Source organism: Desulfuromonas acetoxidans DSM 684, assembly GCF_000167355.1.
GTDB lineage: Bacteria > Desulfobacterota > Desulfuromonadia > Desulfuromonadales > Desulfuromonadaceae > Desulfuromonas > Desulfuromonas acetoxidans.
Genome location: NZ_AAEW02000002.1, coordinates 120,691 through 137,629 on the forward strand (window position 1 = coordinate 120,691; position 16,939 = coordinate 137,629).

Sequence of the window (16,939 nt, forward strand, 5' to 3'; positions counted from 1 at the left end):
TGCGACCAAATAGGGTGAGATAGGCGGATGCATTTTTCGACCTTCCCCCAACTCCGTACAGCCAAGGTACGGCCATGAAATCCCTGCAGCGCCTGTGGCCCTGGTTGCGCCCATATCGCACCACCCTGCTGATCGGTCTGTTCTGGGTTATCATCACCAATGGGCTGATTCTGATGACTCCGCAACTGCTGCGTTGGGGTATTGCCGCCATTGAACAGGGCAATTGGGCCGATGTGCAGTTTTACGCGGCCACCATGATCGTCGCCACCCTGCTCGGCGGTGGCATCCGGGTGATCTCGCGACTCCATTTTCTCCATACCGGACGCAAGGTCGAGGTTGACCTGCGCCAAGCTATGTTCCACCGTCTGCTCTATCAGCCGGGACCGTTTTTCAACGACCACCGCATCGGCGATCTGATCTCCCGTTTTACCAACGACTTAACCAATGTGCGCATGGTCGCCGGTTTCGGCCTGGTCTCCCTGATCAACGCCATTGTCATCTATACCATTGCCATCAGTCTGATGGTGTGGATGTCGCCCAGCCTGACCATTGCTGCGCTGGCCCCGTTTCCTCTGATGTTGCTGGCAGTAAAAAAGATCAGCCGCCGGTTACTGCTTTATTCCGGCCAAGTCCAGGAACGCCTTGGTGACATCAGCGACATGGTGGAAGAATCGGTGCGCGGTCAACTCAGTTTGCGCAGCAGCGGCTTCCAGCAGGTCCGTTGCCGTCAATTTGACGATCTCAACGATCATTATCTTGAAGCCGCCGTTGGCATGGCGCGCATGCGTTCACTGATGGGACCAGTGATGAGTGTGGTCACGCCGCTGGGCATTCTTATGGTGCTCTACTTCGGCGGTCGCCAGGTGATCGCCGGCACGCTACAGTTGGGGGACATGGTGGCGTTCAATGCCTACCTGGTTCAGCTCACGATGCCGACCATGCTGCTCGGTTGGATTCTCACCCTGATTCAACGCGCCGCCGTCGGCATGGAGCGCATCAGCCTGCTGCTCGATCTAACCGCACCGCCGCTCGGTCTGCCGGAACCGCAAGAGATTCCCGTCGAAGCAAATCAGCCCCCGCAGGTTTACCTGAACAATCTGACTTTCGGTTACCATGCGGACAAACCTGTGTTGCACGATGTGACCCTGGAGATCCCGGCCGGCGCAACCATTGGTATTACCGGAAGCGTGGCCAGCGGCAAAAGCACGCTGTTGCATGTACTGACCGGCCGCTACCCGGTAAAACAGAGCCAGGTGTGGATGGATGGCCAGGACTTAAGCGATATGGACATGCAACGCCACAGTCAACGGCTGTGCGCCGTGCTTCAAGAGGGCAAGCTGTTCAGCGGCACCCTGGCGGACAACTTCCGTTTTGCCGCCCCGGATCTGGACGATGAAACCCTGCATAAGGTAGCCCGCCAGGTTTCTCTGGAAAAGGAGATCAACCAGTTCACTAACGGCTTTGACACTCTGATCGGCGAAGGCGGCTTGACCCTGTCCGGCGGCCAGCGCCAGCGGGTCGGCGTGGCGCGTGCCCTGGCGCGCAATCGCGGTCTGTGGTTGCTTGACGATCCGTTCAGTCACCTCGATACCGTCACCGCACGCAAAGTGTGGGAGGAAGTGCGCGACGCCCTCAAAGGCCGCACCGTTCTGTTCGCCTCCAGCCGGGTATCGATTCTTCAAAATGCTGACCACATCATTGTGCTTGATCAGGGCCGTATCCGCGAACAGGGCGACCATGCGGCGCTCATGGCACAACGCGGTGAATACGCGCGTCTGGTGGAACGCGAACAGTTGCACCGTGAGATGGAGGGGCTATGAGACCGATTGTCGGTGATGAAATTAAAGGCCGTCATCTTGACAGCCGCATTCTCAAGCGCTTTCTGCCGTTTGTTCGACCCTATCGCCGTCTGGCAGTGACCAGTCTGGTGCTGTTGCCGTTCATCTCACTGGTGCGTATCGTGCCACCCTTGCTGATCAAAAAGGCGATTGACGAAAATATCCTGCCCGGCGACCTGACCGGTCTGCTGCCCATTGCCGGTCTACTGATCGCCATCCTGTGTGTTGAAGGCCTGCTGGTGTTTGGCCAATCGTGGTGTGTGCAGGTGGTGGGACAATACATCATGGCCGATCTGCGCCGCATCAGCTTTGCCAAGCTGATGCGCCTGCCGCGCTCCTGGTACGACTGGCAACCATCGGGCCGGATTCTCACCCGTTTGACCAGCGACATTGAACACGTCGGAGACCTGTTCGGCTCCGGCATTGTCTCAGCCATCGGCGATGTGGCGACCCTGGTGATGATCTTCATCATTATGCTAACCATCAACGTGCCGCTGTCGTTAGTGGCGTTTGCTGTGGTGCCACTGATGATCGCGGTGATCGTGAGCCTGCGCCGGCCCATGCGCCGGGTGATGCGCCAATTACGCGCCCGCCAGGCCACCCTCAATGCCTTCATCTCCGAACGCACCAGCGGCATTGCCGAAGTGCAGATCTTCAGCCAGCAACAACGCTGTGATGACGAATTCGACACCCTGCAGGACAGTTACCGCCACAGCGCCCTCAACTGGGTGACTCTGGAAGCGCTGTTTTATGCCAGCGTCCATATCTTCGGCAGTCTGGCTGTCGCCGCTATCCTGTGGAAAGGAGGCGGCGAAGTCATTCAAGGGGCGGCCACCTTCGGCACCTTGGTGGCGTTTATCGAATATTCACGTAAATTTTTTATGCCACTGACCGATCTTGCCTCCAAATTTTCCATTCTCCAAACCAGCAATGCCTCGCTGGAGCGGATTTTCGACCTGCTCGATCAGAAGGATGAACCTCAAGGCGCAATCAACGAGGCTCCCGGCAACGGCCGGGTGGAATTTGACAGGGTCAGCTTTGCCTACCAGACCGACGAACCGGTCCTGCAACAGGTCAGCTTCACGCTGGACGCAGGACAACGCGTAGCTCTAGTCGGCGAGACCGGCAGTGGAAAAAGTACGCTGACCCAGCTTTTGCTGGGATTTTATGCGGCCGATCAGGGCCAGGTCCGTCTCAACGGACACGATGTCACCACCATGGACAAAGCCGTGTTGCGGCGCATGGTCGGCTGGGTGTCTCAGGAACCGTTCCTGTTTTCCGGCAACGTGCGTGATAACCTCGACCCACAAAATGAACTGGACGACAGCGCCCTGCTTGATGCGATTGAAGCGACCGGCGCCGGACAGGTGGTCGAACGCCTCGGTGGACTGGGGGGAACTCTGGTTGAGCACGGTAAAAATTTGTCCAGCGGCGAGCGGCAACTGTTGTGTCTGGCACGGGCCCAGATCCTTAACCCACCGGTGATCATTCTTGACGAAGCCACCAGCCACCTTGACGGCGACAGCGAAGAACTGGTTTATGCCGGAATGCGCACCGTGGCCGGAGGCCGAACTACGCTAATGATCGTCCATCATCTGCGCCTGGCCGCCGAGGCTGACCACATTGTCGTCCTGCATCAGGGGCAGGTCTGCGAACAGGGCACTCACAAACAATTATTGGCTGCTGACGGTCGCTACGCGCACCTGTGGCGCATTCAACAGCTCGAAGCACGCAGCGAATATCAACAAGAACAGGGATAACGCACGGCCATGGCACAGAAAAAACCAACAATGCGACGGCAACAAAAGCCCCAACACAACAATGGAAAACCGGGACTGATCATCAGTCATTACGGCGTGGCGGTTTTGGTCCGCTTTGATAATGGTGAGGAGCATCCGGTCAAAGTAAAACGCAACTCCGACCATGTGGTCGGCGACCGAGTGATGGTGGTCGATGAACGGGTCACCTCGCTGGAACGTCGGAATGCCCTGCGCCGCCGCGACCCGTTCGGCAAGGTGCGCACTTTGGCCGCTAACCTTGACCTGCTCGGCATTGTCGTTGCTGTTCGCCCACAAACACCTTCCGGCTTTATCGAACGTGTCGTGGTCGCTGCCCGCGCCGCCGACATTGCGCCGCTGCTCATCGTCAACAAACAGGACCTGCCCGGCACTACCGCGTTTGAAGACCAACTGCAGCGCGACTTTCCGGCCATGCCGCGCCTCGCAGTCAGCGCTAAACAGGGCGACGGGCTGGAACTACTCCGCCATGAACTCGCCGAAGCTGGTCGCAGTGCCCTGGTCGGCGTCTCCGGCAGCGGAAAAAGCTCGCTGCTCAATGCCTTGTGCCCCGGCATTGACCTGGAAACCGGCGATCTCAACGAAGAGGATCACGGCTGCCATACCACCAGCGTCTCCACGCTGCTGGCACTCCCTAACGGCGGCGAGCTGGTTGATACCCCCGGATTTCGCGATTTTTCTCCCGTGGATGTCAGCAGTGAAGCCCTTGCCCACTGGTTTCCCGGCGTAATGAGCATTCTTGAAGAGCAACCGTGCCGATTCCGTAACTGCCGCCATCGCCAGGAACCCGGCTGCCGCATCAAGCAGGCCGTTACTCAGGGAACGTTCAGTGAACAACGCTACCAGCTCTATCTGAACACTCTGGAAGAGCTGGAACAGCTCGAAACAGCCCGCAACGAGGGGCGCAAAAACCCTTTCTGTCGTTAATCCACCGACACCACTTTTTTCTGGTCTGACTGCGCGTAGAATTTTGTTTTGCGGTTTTCATCCAGCAAGAAACCGCTATGATAAGAACAACATTCAAATGGTGGAGGGGATGATGTTGCGAAAACAGATTAAAAAATTCAGTCTCGTTCTGGTCATTGTATTGTTGACGGTGTCATCGTCTCTTGCTGAGCATCCAGCAAAGCTGTCGAGCGGACAGACCCTCTATGTTCCGGTTTACTCCCACGTTTACAGCGGACCGAATGGACAACCCTTTCAATTGGCGGTGATGCTCAGCATTCGCAATACCGATCCTCGCCAGTCACTCACAGTGACCACTCTGGATTTTTACAACAATGACGGCCACCTTGTTCACCATTACATGAGCGTCCCCATCACTCTGGGCCCACTTGCCTCCCACCATGTATTCATTGAGGAGAACAACCAGCAAGGCGGTTTCGGTGCCAATTTCATTGTTCGCTGGCAAGCGAAAAAAGCCATCAACGCCCCTCTGGTGGAAAGTGTCATGATCGGCGCCCGCTCCGGCCAGGGGATCTCCTTTGTCTGTCCGGCCCAGCCCTTGGTCAATTAACAGAAGAAACGGTTATAAACGCAAAAAGGGCTGTTCTCCATGAGAACAGCCCTTCGTCTTAAGTGCGCCTATTCTGATTATTTTTTCTTCTTCGGCACAAATTTTTTAGCACTTTTTTTCGGTTTGTGCGGTACAGTTTTGGCAGCTCGTCCCCGCTCCGGCCGGGCTGGACCTTTCTTCTTGGCCGGTTTCCTCTCATCACTTGCGGTATGGTCATCAAGCTTGTGCAATTTGATCTCATGATGACGCAGTTGAATCTTGTTGAGTTTTTCAATCACTTTTGCCGGCAGGCTTTGCGCCAACTCGACGGTGCTGTGCTCGTTGTAGAGACTGATGCGACCGATAAAACCAATCTGCACCCGACCCTCGTTGCTGAACGCTCCGACAATATCGCGCGGCGTTATGTTGTGGCGTCGCCCAACGCTGATCCGGTAACGGTACATCGGCGGAGCATTGCCACGATCACGGGATTTGCGTTCGCTGGCCGAGCGTGACTTGCGATCATCCAATGACGGCAGTTGAATGTTTGACAGTTTGGGGAACAGCGTCTTCTGCATCTGCTGACGATAGGCCAGGGCCGCTGCCACATCAAGCAACTCCAGCCCGTCCTCTTCCACCATGGTTGTCAACAACTCACGCAAATCGGCCAGACTGTACTGGTCGAGGGTGTCATGAATCTGCTTCTTGAAGGTGGCAATCCGCCGTGCACCGATCTGATCACTGGTAGGCACGTCAATCGGCTTAATATCACGTTTGGTGGCGCGCTCAATACTCTTAAGCAGACGGCGTTCCTGTGGTGTAACAAACAGAATCGCCGTGCCGGTACGTCCCGCGCGTCCGGTGCGGCCAATGCGGTGGATATACGCTTCGGTATCAAAGGGGATATCGTAGTTAAACACGTGGCTGATCCGCTCAACATCAAGACCGCGGGCAGCCACATCAGTGGCAATGACAATATCCAAACTGCCGTTTTTCAACCGACCAATCGTGCGCTCACGCACCTGCTGACTGAGGTCGCCGTTGAGGGGCGCAGCATTGTAACCGCGCGCTTCAAGCCGTTCGGCCAGCTCGGTGGTCGCGGTTTTGGTACGGACAAACACGATGGTGCCGTCAATCTCCTGAGCCTCAATCAGACGCGTCAACACATCAAACTTCTGATTGGCGCGCAACATCAGATAGCGTTGCTCAATCTGATCAACAGTGGACGTCCGTGAGGCGATCTGCACTTCCTGGGCATCACCGAGATAGCGTTCGGCAACACGGCGTATGGCCGGCGGCATGGTCGCTGAAAACAGCGCACACTGGCAACGTGGCGGCGTGGCCCCGAGAATGGTTTCAACATCCTCAATAAAGCCCATCCGCAACATCTCATCGGCCTCGTCAAGCACCACAGCACTGATCTGTTCAAGACGCAGGCTCTTGCGCTCCATGTGGTCCATGATCCGGCCCGGTGTGCCGACCACCACCTGAACCCCATCGTGCAGAGCTTTAAGTTGCTGATACATGGGTTGTCCGCCATAGACGGCCAACACTTTTACTTTGGGCAGATATTTGGCAAAACTTTGCAACGCCTCAGAAACCTGAATGGCCAACTCACGGGTCGGGGCAAGCACCAGCATTTGAGGATACTTTTTACTGGGATCAATTTTTCCCAGCAGCGGCAGACCAAAGGCGGCGGTTTTCCCGGTACCGGTTTGCGCTGTACCGAGGAGATTATGCCCCTCATTGAGAATTGGAATACTTTGCTCCTGAATGGGTGACGGCTGTTGATAGCCGAGATCAGTCAGAGCCTGGAGCAAGGGGGAGGCAATACCTAGGGCGGAAAAGTCAGATGCAGTCATACGTTTGTGTTGCTTTCATGGTTAACCGCGCCCATCAGCGAGCGCGAATTTTTCAGTATCGCCGATCAGGGCAGTTTTTTGCAATGTAAAAGTGTGGATTAGCGGCGTTTTTTTCACACCGTTGTTAACGAGGCGAGAACATTGACCTGATTCGCCGGCGATGGTTGGCATGTGCCGGGTCAAGCGTTATAGTAAAGACTGTTTTGATTGGTTCATGGAGAGAGCGGCACGGCTTCGGTGGAACCACTACCCGGATAAACAGCCATGCTGGAGAGAATGTTTCTGACAATGGGGGGTTCATGAAAATTCACGAGTATCAGGCCAAAGAGATCCTTGGCTCTTTCGACATTCCCGTACCACGCGGGCGTGTGGCAGTGACCGCTGACCAGGTCGAACGGGCAGCGAAAATGATGGGCGGCCGCTGTGTGGTTAAAGCCCAGATTTATGCCGGTGGTCGCGGCAAGGCCGGCGGCGTGCAAGTGGCACATCATCCAGAGCAAGCCCATGAAATCGCCAAGGAACTGTTTGGCAAACGCCTAGTCACCCATCAGACCGGCCCCGAAGGACTGAAAGTCCGTCGCATCCTGGTGGAGGAGACCGTTGAAGTTGGCCAGGAATTTTATCTGTCCATCACCCTGGATCGCCAAACCTCCCGCTACTGCCTGATCGCCTCGGCAGAAGGCGGTGTCAACATCGAAGAAGTGGCAGCAAACGCACCGGAAAAGATCCACACCCTGACCATTGATCCCTACACCGGGCTGCGCTCCTACCAGGCACGCCAGATTGTCCACAAAATCGGCATGACCGGTGGGGTTGCTGAAGATTGCGTGCGGTTGATTCTTGACATGTACCGCTGCTGTCTCGACAAGGACTGCTCGCTGGTTGAGATCAATCCGCTGGTAGTCACCAAGGCCGGTTGGCTGTTGGCGCTGGATGCCAAAATCAACTTTGACGACAATGCCGTGTTCCGCCATTGGGAATATCACGAAATGCAGGACTATTCACAAATGGACCCGCTGGAGATCAGCGCCGGAAAATTTGACCTGTCCTACATCAAGCTTGACGGCAATATTGGCTGCATGGTCAACGGTGCCGGACTGGCCATGGCCACCCTCGATGTATTGAAGGAAAACGGCGGCGACCCGGCAAACTTCCTCGATGTTGGTGGCGGAGCCACCCGCGAGAAAGTCGCCGAGGCGTTTAAAATTATTTTACAGGACAAGGATGTGGAAGCGGTGTTCGTCAATATCTTCGGCGGCATCATGCGTTGCGATGTTATTGCCCACGGCATTATCGAAGCCGCTGGCGAAATGGCGTGCCAGTTGCCCATCGTGGTGCGCATGGATGGCTCACAGGTCGAGGAAGGCAAAGCCCTGCTCAAGGAGTCACCCCTGAATGTACAGTGCGCCGATTTTCTCGGCGAAGGGGCCAAGATGATCGTCGCAATGATGAAGCAGGAAGAACCGTAACCGTTCTTCTCGGAAGTTGGCTGAATAACGAAATAACAGCGACTCTGACAACGGAGAAAAAATAACCATGTCCATATTGATCAATAAAGACACCAAAGTAATTGTCCAGGGCATGACCGGCAAGACCGGCATGTTCCATACCCGTGAGTGCCGCGATTACGGCACTAACATTGTTGCCGGGGTAACGCCGGGCAAAGGCGGCATCCATGTCGAAGGGATTCCGGTATTCGACACCATGGAAGAAGCCGTCCGTATCACTGGCGGTAACGTGTCGATGATTTTTGTACCACCGCCGGGCGCGGCTGATGCGATCCTTGAAGCCTGCGAAGCCGGAGTGGATCTGGTCGTGTGCATTACCGAAGGGGTTCCGGTACGCGATATGGTGATGGCCCGCCAGGTCGTGGAGGACAGCCCCACCAAGCTGGTCGGCCCCAACTGCCCCGGCCTGATCACCCCCGGAGCATGCAAAATCGGCATTATGCCGGGCTACATTCACAAGCCGGGCAAGATCGGTGTGGTGTCACGCAGCGGCACCCTGACTTACGAAGCCGTTAAGCAACTCACCGATGTTGGTCTCGGCCAATCCACCTGTGTCGGCATCGGCGGTGACCCGATCATCGGTCTAAAATTCATCGATGTACTGGAAATGTTCAACAACGATCCCGAGACCGAAGGGGTGTTGATGATCGGCGAGATCGGCGGCAGCGCCGAAGAGGATGCCGCGCAATGGGTGCAGGAGCATATGACCAAGCCGGTGGCGGCGTTTATTGCCGGGCAGACAGCGCCTCCGGGCAAACGGATGGGGCATGCCGGAGCGATCATCAGCGGCGGCAAGGGACGCGCGGAAGACAAGATTGCCGCGCTGACTGAATGCGGCGTGACGGTTTCGACCAGTCCGACCGGTATGGGGCAGGCCATGCTTAAGGCGTTGGGACGCGAAGCCTGATTGACACACAACAAGATAAAAAGAAACAGCCCCTTGCCAGTTGAAAACGCAAGGGGCTGTTTCTTTTTATTCCTACACCTTAAAACCAAGATCAAAACCGCCGGGTTTCGTCCCGGCAGCCGACATACTTTTGGCTGGCCGCCCTTTAGGTCGACGAATCGTGCAACTCATCATCTTTGGGGTAAAATGTTGACAACAATCTTCAGTCGTGCTCTATCTCTGGTGTGGCATCGATCAAACGGGCGGGACGGTGCCCGCCCTGCAGTAGTGTATTATTGAGCAGCCAAGCTCTCCCGTTCAGCAGCGCCGAACGAAGAGAACGGTCACCGCGATGGTCGTCGGCAACCTGTCTGAGCGTCAGCGAGTTTTGCCGACATCGTGGTGTAAGTGAACGCAGAGAGGGAACCCGTAAGGGCGCAATGACGGGAGTCGATTTTGCGGTACTTTTGTCGACGCAAAAGTGCCCCGAAGTGCGGGCGCGGAAGCCCGCGTCACGTGGGTACCACCTTCGCGAACGGATGAAGTTCGCCAGAGCGATTCGTTGCGTATTACGAACCACTGAAGCTCAAGATCAAAGTCAAGGTCGCCGGGTCTCGCCCCGGCAGGCGACATCCTTTTGACTGGCCGCTCAAAAGGATGCAAAAACCGGCTAAACACCTCCTGAACCTGGATTCACCGACAATGAGTTTGTTTCCGTTATGCGTCACGGATTCGGCTCGCCGCCCTTTAGGACGACGAATCGTGCAACGCATCATCTTTGGCGTAAAACGTTGATAATAACCTTAAGTCGCGCCCTATCTCTGGTGTGGCACCAATCAAACGGGCGGGACGGTGCCCGCCCTGCAGTCGTGTGTTATTAAGCAGCCCAGCCCTCCTGTTCAGCAGCGCCGAACGAAGAGAACGGTCAGCGCGATGGTCGTCGGCAACCTGTTTGAGCGGTAGCGAGTTTTGCCGACATCGTGGTGTAAGTGAACGCAGAGAGGGAACCCGTAAGGGCGCAATGACGGGAGTCGATTTTGCGGTACTTTTGTCGACGCAAAAGTGCCCCGAAGTGCGGGCGCGGAAGCCCACGTCACGTGGGGACCAGGCCACGAGAACGGATGAAGTTCGCCAAAGCAACCTGACCACCCCACGAACCACAAAAACCCGCGTGCCACCAGAGTCTTCTTACCCTCTCACCCGCAACCGCCTTTCAACCTCTTCACGCGTCAATCCATACAACGCATCAATCACCGCCACCTGCAGCGAACCCGGTCCGACACTACTTTCCGCAGCCAGCTCTCCACATATTCCCAACGTACTCATGGCATGCGCAGCTGCCGTCAGCGGCTGATCATTAACCGCACAAAACGCCCCAACCAACGCCGAAGCGGTGCAGCCAAGCCCGGTCACCCGCGGCATCATGGCATGGCCGTTATCCACCCACCACAGGGCTTCACCGTCGGTGATCAGGTCACTGGCACCACTAACCACAACCACACACTGCCACTGGTGGGCCAATTGACGGGCCGCCCCTTGGGCATCATCAACAGCGGCACCGCTGTCCACGCCACGCGTTTGCACCTGGGCTCCGGCCAGGGCCATGATCTCTGAGGCATTGCCGCGAATCACCGTTGGCTGCGCCAGCCCCATCAACCGCAAACAACTCTCGGTACGAAAACGGGTGGCACCGGCCCCCACCGGATCAAACACAATGGGGATGGTGCGCGCCGCTGCCGCCGGAATCGCCTTGGCCATACTGTCGACCCACATCTGGCTCAAAGTTCCAATATTGACCACCAGCGCTGACGCCAGCCCAACCATCTCCTCCACCTCGTCAGCGGCATGGGCCATCACCGGCGACGCGCCCAGAGACAGCAACGCATTGGCCGTGGTGTTCATGACAACAAAGTTGGTGATATTGTGCACCAGCGGTGCCTGTTCTCGGATGGCTTCGATATCCCGCCACAGAGTTTCAGTCGAGATCACGCGATTTCCTTACGATTTTTTTAACGTATTGAGGGTGGCCATAGCATGGCTGACCATGGAGGACACATCGCTGGCCGAACTTGGCACGATCAACGTATTGGACTCTTTGGCAAGCTTGCCGAATTCCGCCACATACTGCTCGGCAACCCGCAGATTAGCGGCATCCAAACCACCAGGGCTTTTCAGCTGCTCGGCGATCATATGCAACCCCTGGGCCGTCGCTTCGGCCACGGCACGAATCTGCGCCGCACGACCTTCGGCTTCGTTGATCATGCGCTGCTTTTCACCCTCTGACTTGAGGATAGCATCCTGACGCTCCCCTTCAGCACGGTTAATGGTCGACTGGCGCTCCCCTTCGGACTTGGCGATCTCGGCGCGCTTGGCCCGCTCAGCGGTCATTTGCGCCTCCATGGCCTGCTTGACCGACTGCGGCGGCACGATGTCGCTCACCTCGTAACGCAGCAACTTGATCCCCCAACTCTGGGCCGCTTCATCAATGGCTTGAACCACCTGAGCATTGATATTTTCACGCTCTTCAAAGGTTTTATCGAGATCGATGCGACCAATGCAGGAACGCAGAGTGGTCTGAGCCAGTTGCGCGGAGGCAATGCGGTAATCGTTGATACCGTAGGCCGCGAGTTTGCTGTCCTGTACCTGCAGATAGATCAGACCATCAACTTCAACAGTGACGTTGTCTTTGGTGATACAGGTCTGGCTGGCAATATTGACCACCTCTTCCTTAAGCATGAAGCGGTATGCGACTTTGTCGATAAACGGCAACAGAATATGAAAACCGGCACCAAGGGTACGGCTGTATTTCCCCAACCGTTCGATGATGTATTCGTGTTTCTGCGGAACAATAACCGCTGTTTTGACCAGGACGACAATGACCAAAACAGCAAAGATAATGACGGCAACCAATGACGGATTCATAGAGTGCTCCTTGTGTTAACACAAATAGATTGACGGTAAGGATGTTGGCAGGGTTCAATTATTCTGCAGAATCCAAAGGCTCCACATTGAGAACCGTGCGGGAATTTTGCGCATAGCCGTTCACCTTGACCATGGTCTCCGGCTCCAAAGTCGCCGTGGACACGGCATCCCAGAACGAGCCACGATAGGCCACGCGGCCCGGCGCTTGCGGAGTGATGCGATCGACCACCTTGCCAGTCCCTTGCGGTTGCTCAATCAGCTGATCTTCCGGATTCACATCCTGCGAACCGGAAAATACCCGCATGGCATAGCGGCGCAATGCCAGAAGACTGACAATGGTAGCAGCAACAAACAACCACACCTGTTCCGTAACGGTGAGATCCACCACCAGCAACACGCCGGACACCACAATACAGCCGACACCAAAAAAGATCAGGATAAAACCCGGCACGGCCAGCTCAAACAAAGCCAGAGCGACTCCGGCGACAAACCACAGCAGCCACGGGGTTAACAAGCTTTCCATGGTGTTGCTCCTTTCTTACGGAAAAGAGGATTCATCCGCCTGAAATGGCATCGGCCAGCGGATCGTGACAATTTCAAATATGAAAGAATATTCATAGCACTTGCGATTGGTCAAGTACAGCACAACCATGTCTGCAAAAAATGAAGGATCGGTTAAATCTCCAGCCCAAGACCAAAATCAAAACCGACTTTTAGACCCGGCGCTCCGAGGAGTCGCAAACCCACTGACACTGAGTTGACTTCCCATTTACATGACGAATTCGGCTCACCGCCCTTTAGCAGGGTGTTGAAAAAGTCCCATCCGGGGCCTTTTCAACGACGCAAGCCGAAAATGCGATTTCCGTCTTGCTTACAAAATCAAGCACTTGAAAACATGTCCTTGATTTTGGTCGCCCGTCCATGGGCTCCATAGGCTGTTTTTCAACAGCCTGTTAGAACGACGAATCCTGCTACGCATCAACTCTGGCATAAAACGTTGAGAACAAACCTGTGCCGTTCTCTATCTCTTCCGTGGCATCTCCCTCGCCACTGTTTCTGATTTTGCAACCAAGCTCCCCCGTTCAGCAGCGCCGAACGGAGTGAACGTCACCGCGATGGATGTCGGCAAACTGTTTGAGGACTGATGCCGACTGGGCGAGTTTTGCCGACATCGTGGGGTAAGTGAACAGAGAGAGGGAACCTAAAGGGCACAATGGTCAGGGGTCGTTTTTCCGTCTCTTTTGTCAACACAAAAGGGACCCGACGGCAGGCGCGGAAGGGGTACCATCAATGCAGACGGATAAGGTTCGCCAGGGCAATCTGATCCATTCTGCGAACCACCTAAAATGAATGCTAAAGCTGCTGGAACTCACTTCAGACGCCCAAAAGACTTAAACGCTCACCATCGGAATCAATCATTATCATGGGACTGAATCAACACTTCACGCCCCTTACTCGTCCCGTCCGACGGACCAACAATCCCTTCCTGCTCCATCTTCTCAATGATCCGCGCCGCACGGTTGTAGCCGATGCGCAAACGTCGCTGAACCATGGAGATCGACGCCTGCTGCGCCTGGGCCACCAGGGCCACGGCTTCGTCCCAACGCTCATCGTATTCGAGGTCCTCATCACTGTCTCCACCAGAAGAAGGCGGCGGTGTCAGGATGGTGGTATCGTAATCAGGACTGCCTTGCTTAGTGAGGAAGTCGACCACTTTTTGCACTTCCAGCTCGGAAACAAACGCACCATGAACGCGTTGCAATGTACTGGTCCCCGGTGGCAAGAACAACATATCACCCATGCCGAGCAGGTTTTCCGCGCCACTGGTGTCGAGGATAGTACGGGAATCGATGCGCGAGAAGACCTTGAACGAAATGCGTGTCGGGAAGTTCGCTTTAATCAGACCGGTAATAACATCAACGCTGGGACGCTGAGTGGCCAGAATCAGGTGGATACCGGCGGCCCGCGCCATCTGGGCGAGACGGGCAATATGCTCTTCAATCTCACGCCCGGCCACCAGCATCAGGTCGGCCAGCTCATCGACAATGACTACAATATAGGGCAGATGACCGTGATCCAGTTCCTCTTCAGCGGCTGGCGGCAAATCGAGAGGGGCCTGCGCTTCGTCTTCAAACGGCATCTCCTCGCCGGACAGTTCACTGGCCGCAGCGGCAGCTTCAAGACGTGCCAACCGTTCTTTGTCTTTTTCTTCCTTGGCGATCTTCTTGTTGTAACCGTCGATATTGCGCACACCTTTATCAGCCATCAGCCGATAACGCCGCTCCATCTCACGCACCGCCCAGCCCAGAGCCAGCGAAGCTTTTTTCGGATCAGTGACCACCGGCAACAGCAGATGGGGAATCCCTTCATAGATGGACAGTTCGAGCATCTTCGGGTCGACCATGATGATCCGCACATCTTCGGGATTGGCGCGATACAACAGCGACAGGATCATGGTGTTGATCGACACCGACTTACCACTGCCCGTGGAACCGGCCACTAGCAGATGCGGCATCTTGGCCAGGTCGCTGACGCAGGTCTGGCCAAAAATGTCTTTGCCCAGCGCCATGGGCAGACGGCCGCCGCTCTTGCGGAACTGATCCGATTCGAGAATATCCTTGAGATACACGGTCTCGCGATTATTGTTGGGGATCTCAATTCCCACCACACCACGACCGGGGATCGGGGCGACAATGCGGATCGACGTGGCGCGCAGCGCCATGGACAGGTCGTCTGACAGACCGGCAATCTTGTTGACCTTGATACCGGGCGCCGGAGAAAACTCAAACATGGTCACCACCGGACCGGGCTTCACTTCGACCACCTCGCCATCGACGTTAAAGTCCTTGAGTTTAGCTTCGAGAATCCGCGCCATGGCCATCAGTGCTTCACGGTCCGCCGGAGGTGTCGGCTCCCCTTCATAATCGAGCAATGACAACGAGGGCAGTTGGTAGTTGCCGGTGATTTCGAGAAAATCAAACGATTCCTGCTCGGCGGGCACCTCTTTACGGGCTTTTTTCTTACGGGTCGGCTTGGCCGGGGCCGCTGCTTTGGTGATCGGTGCCGTCGGTGCAGCAATCACCGGGCCATCCGCTTTCTTCTTACCGGAGGAAACCTTTTTCTGTTCACGCCGTTCCCGGCGTCGCTCCAGTCGTGCCGCCAACCGCGCGCTGAGCCCTTCGAGAAACAGCACCAGAGAAAAACGGGTCAGTAACATGGTGGACACCAGGAAGAACACCACCAGCACCAGAGCTGCGCCACCGATATTCAGCGCTCCGGCAAGGATATCGACCAGCAGGCGGCCAATGGCGCCCCCGGCCTCGGAAATGGTCTGGCCCATGAGGGAGACCTCTCCGACTTTGAGCGCAATCAGGCCGTCGAGGGCAAACACCATGGCCAGAAACGCGCCAACCTTGTACCAACGCGGATGCAGATCGCGAAAGCGAAACAGTCGCCAAGCAAAGAAGAAACATGCGGGCGGCAACAGCAGCGATGCCAGACCAAACAGTTGATAGAACAGGTCAGCCAGATGGGCACCGATGGGCCCACCGAAATTCTGAATCACCTCAGGATGGAGATTATTGTTGAAAGACGGATCACCGTTGTCAAACGAGAGCAGGCAGATGCACAGGTAGGCACCCAGCGCCGCCCAGAACAGAGCGGAGATCTCTTTTTTCAGATGTTCACGGCGACTGCTTTGTTGATCATCATCCATAGCGGCTTGAATCCTTTTAGTCCAGACCGGGTTTCAGCGGTGTTACTGGTTTGACAACGTGTTTTCAACGCCTTTAAAAACACGGACTTGCGTTCTGTTTTATCCACGTCCTACGATAGCATAAAAAACACCGCTCCGGCACCCCAGCAATAGAGGGCAAATGCCGCCAGGCGACGCTTGCGTACCACGGCCATCAACAGATGGATCGACAACAGGCCACTGACGAACGCCATGCCGCCCCCGGCGAGATACAAGGGCAGTTGCCCGGCAGCCAAGCCGTCCAGATCCTTGAGTGAGATCAACGTCGCCCCGGCAACAGCCGGCATGGACAGCAGAAATGAAAAGCGTGCCGCCACCGCTCCGTCAACACCGCGAAACAGCAGGGCAGCAATGGTCGATCCCGAACGGGAGATGCCGGGCAAAATAGCAAAGCCCTGGACCAGTCCGGTGATCAGAGCATCGGCCAGGGTCAGTTGCTCCTGACTACGGGCTCCACGGCGCCAGCGTTCCGCAGCAAACAAAATGGTTCCAGTGACCAACAGCATGGCACAGACCAGCGGAATATTGTGAAACACCGAGGTCAAAGCATCTTTAAACGTCAACCCGATAATCGCCGTGGGCACGGATCCGGCAATTATCAACCACAGCAAACGGCGCCGGACAACACCGTCGTTTCCCGAAGCCCAGGGGGCCGTCAGTAATGAGCAGACATCTTTCCAGAAATAGATCAGCACCGCGCACAAAGTGCCGCAGTGCAGCACCACGTCAAACAGCACGCCCGGCTGTTCAAAACCCTTGATGAAATACTGAGCGATGGCCAGATGGCCCGAAGAGGATACCGGCAGAAATTCGGTGGCGCCTTGCAGCAAGCCAAGCAATAGTGCGTGAATCAGGTTCATGAATCCAACGACCTCGTT

12 protein-coding genes are annotated in these 16,939 nt (G+C 56.0%); 6 read left to right on the forward strand and 6 right to left on the reverse strand.

The features are described from left to right. Positions 1 to 74 precede the first annotated feature (74 nt). The 4 genes from DACE_RS01925 to DACE_RS01940 all read left to right on the forward strand — a co-directional run bounded on the left by DACE_RS01925 (position 75) and on the right by DACE_RS01940 (position 5,150). A complete protein-coding gene (locus tag DACE_RS01925; RefSeq protein WP_005997897.1) occupies positions 75 to 1,820 on the forward strand; it encodes an ABC transporter ATP-binding protein in 1,746 nt (581 codons plus the stop codon). Next, positions 1,817 to 3,598, forward strand: coding sequence for an ABC transporter ATP-binding protein (locus DACE_RS01930; RefSeq protein ID WP_005997898.1), 1,782 nt, complete (start codon positions 1,817 to 1,819; stop codon positions 3,596 to 3,598). Before DACE_RS01925 ends, DACE_RS01930 begins: the two co-directional genes overlap by 4 nt. A gap of 9 nt (positions 3,599 to 3,607) precedes the next feature. Continuing rightward, positions 3,608 to 4,561 carry a ribosome small subunit-dependent GTPase A gene (gene rsgA / locus DACE_RS01935; RefSeq protein WP_005997899.1) on the forward strand — a complete coding sequence of 318 codons (954 nt, stop codon included), beginning with the start codon at positions 3,608 to 3,610 and terminating at the stop codon, positions 4,559 to 4,561. A gap of 112 nt (positions 4,562 to 4,673) precedes the next feature. After that, positions 4,674 to 5,150, forward strand: a complete 477-nt coding sequence (locus DACE_RS01940; protein ID WP_005997900.1) for a DUF3124 domain-containing protein — start codon at positions 4,674 to 4,676, stop codon at positions 5,148 to 5,150. 77 nt (positions 5,151 to 5,227) lie between these two features. Here DACE_RS01940 and DACE_RS01945 read toward each other — a convergent pair whose 3' ends face one another. After that, on the reverse strand, positions 5,228 to 6,991 hold the full coding sequence (locus DACE_RS01945) for a DEAD/DEAH box helicase (protein ID WP_005997901.1): 1,764 nt from the start codon (positions 6,989 to 6,991) through the stop codon (positions 5,228 to 5,230). 299 nt (positions 6,992 to 7,290) lie between these two features. Between DACE_RS01945 and sucC the strand changes: the two genes are divergently transcribed. Together sucC and sucD are read left to right on the forward strand one after the other, a co-directional pair. Further along, positions 7,291 to 8,460 carry an ADP-forming succinate--CoA ligase subunit beta gene (gene sucC, locus DACE_RS01950; protein ID WP_005997904.1) on the forward strand — a complete coding sequence of 390 codons (1,170 nt, stop codon included), beginning with the start codon at positions 7,291 to 7,293 and terminating at the stop codon, positions 8,458 to 8,460. A gap of 67 nt (positions 8,461 to 8,527) precedes the next feature. Continuing rightward, positions 8,528 to 9,406 (forward strand): succinate--CoA ligase subunit alpha, encoded by an 879-nt coding sequence (sucD, locus tag DACE_RS01955; protein WP_005997905.1) that lies wholly within the window; start codon positions 8,528 to 8,530, stop codon positions 9,404 to 9,406. 1,167 nt (positions 9,407 to 10,573) lie between these two features. On the opposite strand, the gene thiM is transcribed toward sucD, so the two are convergent. The 5 genes from thiM to DACE_RS01980 all read right to left on the reverse strand — a co-directional run bounded on the left by thiM (position 10,574) and on the right by DACE_RS01980 (position 16,921). After that, positions 10,574 to 11,374 carry a hydroxyethylthiazole kinase gene (gene thiM / locus DACE_RS01960; RefSeq protein ID WP_005997906.1) on the reverse strand — a complete coding sequence of 267 codons (801 nt, stop codon included), beginning with the start codon at positions 11,372 to 11,374 and terminating at the stop codon, positions 10,574 to 10,576. A gap of 9 nt (positions 11,375 to 11,383) precedes the next feature. After that, positions 11,384 to 12,307 (reverse strand): SPFH domain-containing protein, encoded by a 924-nt coding sequence (locus tag DACE_RS01965; RefSeq protein ID WP_005997907.1) that lies wholly within the window; start codon positions 12,305 to 12,307, stop codon positions 11,384 to 11,386. Positions 12,308 to 12,365: 58 nt separating this feature from the next. Further along, the gene (locus DACE_RS01970) at positions 12,366 to 12,830 is read right to left on the reverse strand and encodes an NfeD family protein (protein WP_005997908.1); all 465 of its coding nucleotides are present in this window, start codon (positions 12,828 to 12,830) and stop codon (positions 12,366 to 12,368) included. 888 nt (positions 12,831 to 13,718) lie between these two features. After that, positions 13,719 to 16,022 carry a DNA translocase FtsK gene (locus DACE_RS01975; protein WP_005997909.1) on the reverse strand — a complete coding sequence of 768 codons (2,304 nt, stop codon included), beginning with the start codon at positions 16,020 to 16,022 and terminating at the stop codon, positions 13,719 to 13,721. A gap of 110 nt (positions 16,023 to 16,132) precedes the next feature. Then, the gene (locus DACE_RS01980) at positions 16,133 to 16,921 is read right to left on the reverse strand and encodes an undecaprenyl-diphosphate phosphatase (RefSeq protein ID WP_005997910.1); all 789 of its coding nucleotides are present in this window, start codon (positions 16,919 to 16,921) and stop codon (positions 16,133 to 16,135) included. Positions 16,922 to 16,939 lie beyond the last annotated feature (18 nt).